This window comes from Bradyrhizobium sp. (assembly GCF_019244115.1).
Taxonomy (GTDB): domain Bacteria; phylum Pseudomonadota; class Alphaproteobacteria; order Rhizobiales; family Xanthobacteraceae; genus Bradyrhizobium.
Genome location: NZ_JAFATE010000661.1, coordinates 1 through 5,506 on the forward strand (window position 1 = coordinate 1; position 5,506 = coordinate 5,506).

Consider the following 5,506-nt stretch of genomic DNA (forward strand, 5'->3'; position numbering starts at 1 on the left):
GGCGAGAAGCAGCTCTGCACGCGCGAGAACAAATTCGAGATCAGCGACCAGGGCGATTGCGCCACGCGTGGCTTTGCTGCGATCGGCTTTGCCGCGGTCGACATGAGCGGCGGCGGCAAGACGCTGCGCTTTGCAACGCCGTGATGATGGTGCACCAACTGCGCTGTCGTCCCCGCGAACGCGGGGACCCATAACCACCGGCCCCGGTTATGCGAAGGACGACGGCCAATGTGCCACACGGAGAGATTCCGCGGTATGGGTCCCGGCGTTCGCCGGGACGACAGCGGATAAAGGGTTGCAATGAGAACTGCCCGCGGCTTCGGTCACGTCGACACCTGGGTGTTCGATCTCGACAACACGCTCTATCCGCATCACGTCAATCTCTGGCAGCAGGTCGATGCGCGGATCAGCGCGTTCGTCAGCCGCTGGCTCGGCGTCTCGGCGCAGGAAGCGCGCGCCATCCAGAAGGACTATTACCGCCGCTTCGGTACCACCATGCGCGGCATGATGACCCTGCACGGCGTCAAGGCCGACGACTACCTCGCCTATGTGCATCAGATCGATCATTCGCCCCTCGAGCCGAATCCCGTGATGGGCGCGGCGATCGCAAGACTGCCCGGGCGCAAGCTGATCCTGACCAACGGCTCGGTCGATCATGTCGATAAGGTGCTGCAGCGGCTCGGGCTGTCGGGCCATTTCGACGCGGTGTTCGACATCATCGCGGCCGAGTTCGAGCCAAAGCCGGCGCCGCAGACCTATCGAAAATTCCTCGAACTTCACGCCGTCGATCCGGCGCGGTCCGCGATGTTCGAGGACCTCGCGCGCAACCTCGTGGTCCCGCACGAACTCGGCATGACCACCGTGCTGGTGGTGCCTGACGGCTCCCAGGAGGTGGTTCGCGAGGGGTGGGAGCTCGAAGGCCGCGAGGCTGCTCACGTCGATCATGTCACCGACGATCTCACCGGGTTTTTGCAGGGACTTGCGAAGAAAGTGTAGGGTGGGCTAAGCGAAGCGAGCCCACCTTTTCGCAGCCTCCCGCAGCCGCGGTGGGCACGGCGCAAGGGCGCCTTTGCCCACCCTACAGGTCCGATGAATTTCCCCCGCGAGGAAGCCCCGATGTCCCTTTCCGCCCTGGAATCCACCGTCAATGCCGCGTTTGATGCCCGCGACGGCATTTCGACGGCAACCAAGGGCGAGGTCCGCGACGCGGTCGACCATGCGCTCGAACTGCTCGACAAGGGCGAGACGCGCGTCGCCGAACGCGAGGCGAGCGGCAAGTGGAAGGTCAACCAGTGGCTCAAGAAGGCCGTTCTCCTGTCGTTTCGCCTCAACGACATGAGCTCCATTCCCGGCGGCCCCGGCAAGGCATCCTGGTGGGACAAGGTGCCGTCGAAATTCGACGGCTGGGGCGAGAACCGTTTTCGCGATGCCGGCTTTCGCGCAGTGCCCGGCGCGATCGTGCGCCGCTCGGCGTTCATCGCGCGCAACGTCGTGCTGATGCCGTCCTTCGTCAATCTCGGCGCCTATGTCGACGAGGCCACCATGATCGACACCTGGTCGACGGTCGGCTCCTGCGCCCAGATCGGCAAGCGCGTGCACATTTCGGGCGGCGTCGGCATCGGCGGCGTGCTGGAGCCGCTGCAGGCTGAGCCTGTCATCATCGAGGATGACTGCTTCATCGGCGCGCGCTCGGAGGTCGCCGAAGGTGTCATCGTGCGCAAGGGCGCCGTGCTGGCGATGGGCGTGTTTCTCGGCGCCTCGACCAAGATCGTCGACCGCGAGACCGGCGAGATGTTCCTCGGCGAGGTCCCGGAATATTCCGTCGTGGTGCCTGGGACGCTTCCCGCCAAGCCGCTCAAGAATGGCCAGCCCGGCCCTGCAACCGCCTGCGCGGTCATCGTCAAGCGGGTCGACGAGCGCACCCGCGCCAAGACCAGTATCAACGAATTGTTACGGGATTGACCGCAACCTGAAGGCAGCGAACGCGACTTAACCCGCGGGTGGGCGGCGCTTCCGCGCGCCGGAGGGCGTTGCATGGACTATGCCTGGTTCCTGTTCGATTTTGTGGGTCGGATCAACCGCGCCAGGTTCTGGCTCGCGTTGCTGATCATCGCCTGCTGGATGATGTTCCTGAGCGCCCTGGCCGTCGGCTCTGCAAAAATCTTCGGCAGCGGCGCGGTCCACGAGTTCGGCTTCGGCACTAGCAACATCTTCCGCATGATCGACCCGACGGCCTACCCCTCCGCCTTCGAAACCGTCCGCAGCGGCAGTCCGGCGTCCGTCGACTATTTCATTCCTCTTTCGTTCTACGCCATCGGAACGCCGCTCTTTCTCTGGGTATATTTCGCCACTTCGATCAAGCGCCTGCACGATCGCAACAAGAGTGCCTGGTGGATGATTCCGTTCTTTGTCGTCCCCGGACTGTTCGACCAGTTCGATGACCGGCTGCCCAACTCATATCCGTTTTTGGTGCTCAGCCTGGCTGCGGCTATGCTCTGGCTCTGGGGGGTCATCGAAATGTGCTTTCTGAAGGGCACGGCGGGACCGAACCGGTATGGGGCTGATCCGGTCGCGCAGCGCGCCTCGCGGGAGCGCACCCGCACGACGTCGCGCTGGGATCAGCAGAACGAACTGGAATTGATCCCGCACAATGCCAGGCCGGCTAGCCCGGCCACGGGCGCGCATGTTAAGCGGGGGCATGAGTGACGCTCTCTCCATTGCCCGCGATCTCATCCGCTGTCCCTCCGTCACGCCCGCCGATGCCGGCGCGCTGGGCGTGATCGAGGCGCTGCTGAAACAGGCGGATTTTGACGTTCATCGCATCACTTTCGGCGAGCCGGGGACCGCTGACGTCGACAATCTCTATGCCCGCATCGGCAAGGAGGCGCCGCACATCACGTTTGCCGGCCACACCGACGTGGTGCCGGCGGGCGACGAGAGCGCGTGGAGTCACGGCGCCTTCGCAGGCGAGGTCAGGGACGGCCATCTCTACGGGCGCGGCGCCGTCGATATGAAGGGCGGCATCGCCTGCAGCGTCGCGGCAGTGCTCGATTATCTGCGCAACCGTGGCAGGCCCAAAGGATCGATCTCGTTCCTGATTACGGGCGACGAGGAGGACGTCTCCATCAACGGCACCATCAAGCTGTTGCAATGGGCCGCGGCGCGCGGTGAGACCTTCGATCATTGCGTGCTGGGCGAGCCCTCGAATGTCGAGACCCTCGGCGACTGCATCAAGGTCGGCCGCCGCGGCTCGCAATCGGGCACGCTGTATGTCGACGGCAAGCAGGGCCACGTCGCCTATCCGCATCGCGCCTCCAACCCGGTGCCGGACATTGCGCGGCTGATCACAGCTCTCGGCGACGAGCCGCTCGATCACGGCAGCGCGCAATTCCAGGCCTCCAACCTCGAATTCACCTCGGTCGATGTCGGCAACACCGCGAGCAATGTGATCCCCGGCCAGGCGCGGGCCAGATTCAACATCCGCTACAATGACTGCCATAGCCGCGAATCACTTCGCGCGCTCGTCGAGGCGCGCCTCGCCAAGGCCGCAGGCGACCGCATCCGCGCGCGGATCATATGGGAGCCGTCGAATTCCGATGTGTTCGTGATCAAGCCCGGCCCATTCACCGAGCTTGCGGTCGCCGCGATCGAGCAGGAGACCGGGCGCAAGCCCGAGCTCTCGACCTCGGGCGGCACGTCGGACGCGCGCTTCATCGCAAAATATTGTCCGGTCATCGAGTTCGGCCTCGTCGGCCAGACCATGCATCAGACCGACGAGCGCACCCCGATTGCCGATCTGGAGAAGCTGACCAGGATCTATCGCGGGATATTGGAGAGGTATTTCGCCCCCTAACCTCCACTGTCATCGTCCGTCCCCGGGTCGGCGCCGAGCGCCGCCCGAGGACAGGCTCCAGCGGACGATCCAGTACTCGGCGACGGCGCGGCTCAAGCACATCGGCCGCAGGGTGCTGGATACCCCGCTTTTCGCGGGGGGGTATGACAGCCAGAGTCTAATATTCCACCCGCACCAGATACAGCCCCTCCGGCGGGGCAACCGGACCGCAGGCGGCGCGGTCACGGGCGGCAAGCGCGGCAGCAAGATCATCCGCGCTCCAGCGACCCTCGCCGACCCACACCAGCGATCCCACCATCGAACGCACTTGGCTGTGCAGGAACGAGCGCGCCGAGGTGATGATGTTCACCGCCTCGCCGTCGCGGATGACGTCGAGCTGGCCCAGCGTCTTCTCCGGCGATTTGGCCTGACACTCGGTATCGCGAAAGGTGGTGAAATCGTGCTTGCCGATCAGGCGCTGCGCCGCCCGGTGCATGGCGTCCGTATCGAGCGCGCGGGGCACGCGCCAGACCCGGCCGATGTCGAGCGCGAGATTGGCCCGCGTATTGCGGATGCGGTAGAGATAATGCCGGCGCTTCGCCGAGAAGCGCGCCTCGAAACTTTCGGCCACGATCTCGGCCGCGAGCACGGCGATCGGGTGCGGGCGCAGATGCGCGTTAAGACCGTCGCGCAGCCGGTCCGGTGGAAACGCCTTGGCAATGTCGCAATGGGCGACCTGTCCGAGCGCATGCACGCCGGCATCGGTGCGTCCCGAGCCATGGACCCGCACCTCCTCGCCCGACATCGCCCCGACGGCGGCTTCCAGCGCGCCCTGCACGGTCGGCGCATCCGCCTGCAGCTGCCAGCCGCAGAACGGCGTGCCGTCATATTCGATGGTGAGCTTGTAGCGCGGCATTTTGATCCAGCTTGCTGTCATCGTCCGCCCCCGGGTCGGCGCCGAGCGCCGCCCGAGGACAGGCTCCAGCGGACGATCCAGTACGCCGAGGCTTCTCGGCTCAATCTCGAAAAGCGCGGCGTACTGGATACCCCGCTTTCGCGGGGTATGACAGTGTCAGGCAAACCGTGCGCCCGCCTTCAGCGGCGTGCCGCGCAAAAAATCCGCGGACTGCATCGGTGCCTTGCCGGCGCGTTGCAGTTCGAGGATCCGGACCGCGCCAGCGCCGCAGGCGACCGCCAGGTGATCGTCCAAAACGGTGCCGGGCGCGCCCGCGCCAACTGCCGGTTCGACGCGCAGCATCTTTAGCCGCACCGGTGCGCCGTCGATCGGCACCTCGCTCCAGGCGCCGGGAAACGGCGACAGGCCGTGAATGTGGCGCAGCACCTCGCGCGCAGGTCTGTCCCAGTCGATATGCGCCTCGGCCTTCTCGATCTTGGCCGCGTAGGTGACGCCCGCCTCGGGCTGCCTTGTGAGTTGCAGCGCGCCGTTCTCGAGCGCGGCCATCGCACGCGCCATGAGGTCGGCGCCGATCCGCGCCAGCGCGTCGTGCAGGTCGGAGACCGTCGTCGCATCCGGTATCGCGATGCGTTCGGCCATGGCGATGTCTCCGGTGTCGAGCCCGACATCCATCTTCATGACCGTGACGCCGGTCTCGGCGTCGCCTGCCATGATGGCGCGGTTGAGCGGAGCAGCGCCACGCCAGCGCGGCAGCAACG

General features: G+C 65.7%; 7 protein-coding genes. 5 read left to right on the forward strand and 2 right to left on the reverse strand.

Annotation, left to right across the window (positions count from 1 at the left end; genetic code table 11):
• From JOZ76_RS28700 to dapE, 5 genes are all read left to right on the forward strand, one after another.
• Positions 1 to 144: DUF1036 domain-containing protein (locus JOZ76_RS28700; RefSeq protein ID WP_291704453.1), on the forward strand; the 144-nt coding region annotated here is incomplete at its 5' end.
• 156 nt (positions 145 to 300) lie between these two features.
• Positions 301 to 996 carry a pyrimidine 5'-nucleotidase gene (locus JOZ76_RS28705; protein WP_291704443.1) on the forward strand — a complete coding sequence of 232 codons (696 nt, stop codon included), beginning with the start codon at positions 301 to 303 and terminating at the stop codon, positions 994 to 996.
• A gap of 120 nt (positions 997 to 1,116) precedes the next feature.
• The gene (dapD, locus tag JOZ76_RS28710) at positions 1,117 to 1,962 is read left to right on the forward strand and encodes a 2,3,4,5-tetrahydropyridine-2,6-dicarboxylate N-succinyltransferase (protein WP_291704445.1); all 846 of its coding nucleotides are present in this window, start codon (positions 1,117 to 1,119) and stop codon (positions 1,960 to 1,962) included.
• A 72-nt stretch (positions 1,963 to 2,034) separates the two neighbouring features.
• The gene (locus JOZ76_RS28715; protein ID WP_291704447.1) at positions 2,035 to 2,706 is read left to right on the forward strand and encodes a DUF805 domain-containing protein; all 672 of its coding nucleotides are present in this window, start codon (positions 2,035 to 2,037) and stop codon (positions 2,704 to 2,706) included.
• The gene (gene dapE / locus JOZ76_RS28720) at positions 2,699 to 3,853 is read left to right on the forward strand and encodes a succinyl-diaminopimelate desuccinylase (protein ID WP_291704449.1); all 1,155 of its coding nucleotides are present in this window, start codon (positions 2,699 to 2,701) and stop codon (positions 3,851 to 3,853) included. The genes JOZ76_RS28715 and dapE overlap by 8 nt, the downstream gene beginning before the upstream one ends.
• A gap of 157 nt (positions 3,854 to 4,010) precedes the next feature.
• Here the strand turns inward: dapE and truA are convergent, their stop codons facing one another.
• Positions 4,011 to 4,748: a tRNA pseudouridine(38-40) synthase TruA gene (gene truA, locus JOZ76_RS28725; protein ID WP_291704455.1), complete on the reverse strand. Its 738-nt coding sequence runs from the start codon at positions 4,746 to 4,748 to the stop codon at positions 4,011 to 4,013.
• A 156-nt stretch (positions 4,749 to 4,904) separates the two neighbouring features.
• On the reverse strand, positions 4,905 to 5,506 hold a 602-nt coding region (locus tag JOZ76_RS28730; RefSeq protein ID WP_291704451.1), incomplete at its 5' end, for a methionyl-tRNA formyltransferase.

Coding starts and splice junctions, on each gene's coding strand:
- JOZ76_RS28705 (WP_291704443.1), top strand. CDS start 301: ATGAGAACTGCCCGCGGCTTCGGTCACGTCGACACCTGGGTGTTCGAT.
- dapD (WP_291704445.1), top strand. CDS start 1,117: ATGTCCCTTTCCGCCCTGGAATCCACCGTCAATGCCGCGTTTGATGCC.
- JOZ76_RS28715 (WP_291704447.1), top strand. CDS start 2,035: ATGGACTATGCCTGGTTCCTGTTCGATTTTGTGGGTCGGATCAACCGC.
- dapE (WP_291704449.1), top strand. CDS start 2,699: ATGAGTGACGCTCTCTCCATTGCCCGCGATCTCATCCGCTGTCCCTCC.
- truA (WP_291704455.1), bottom strand. CDS start 4,748: ATGCCGCGCTACAAGCTCACCATCGAATATGACGGCACGCCGTTCTGC.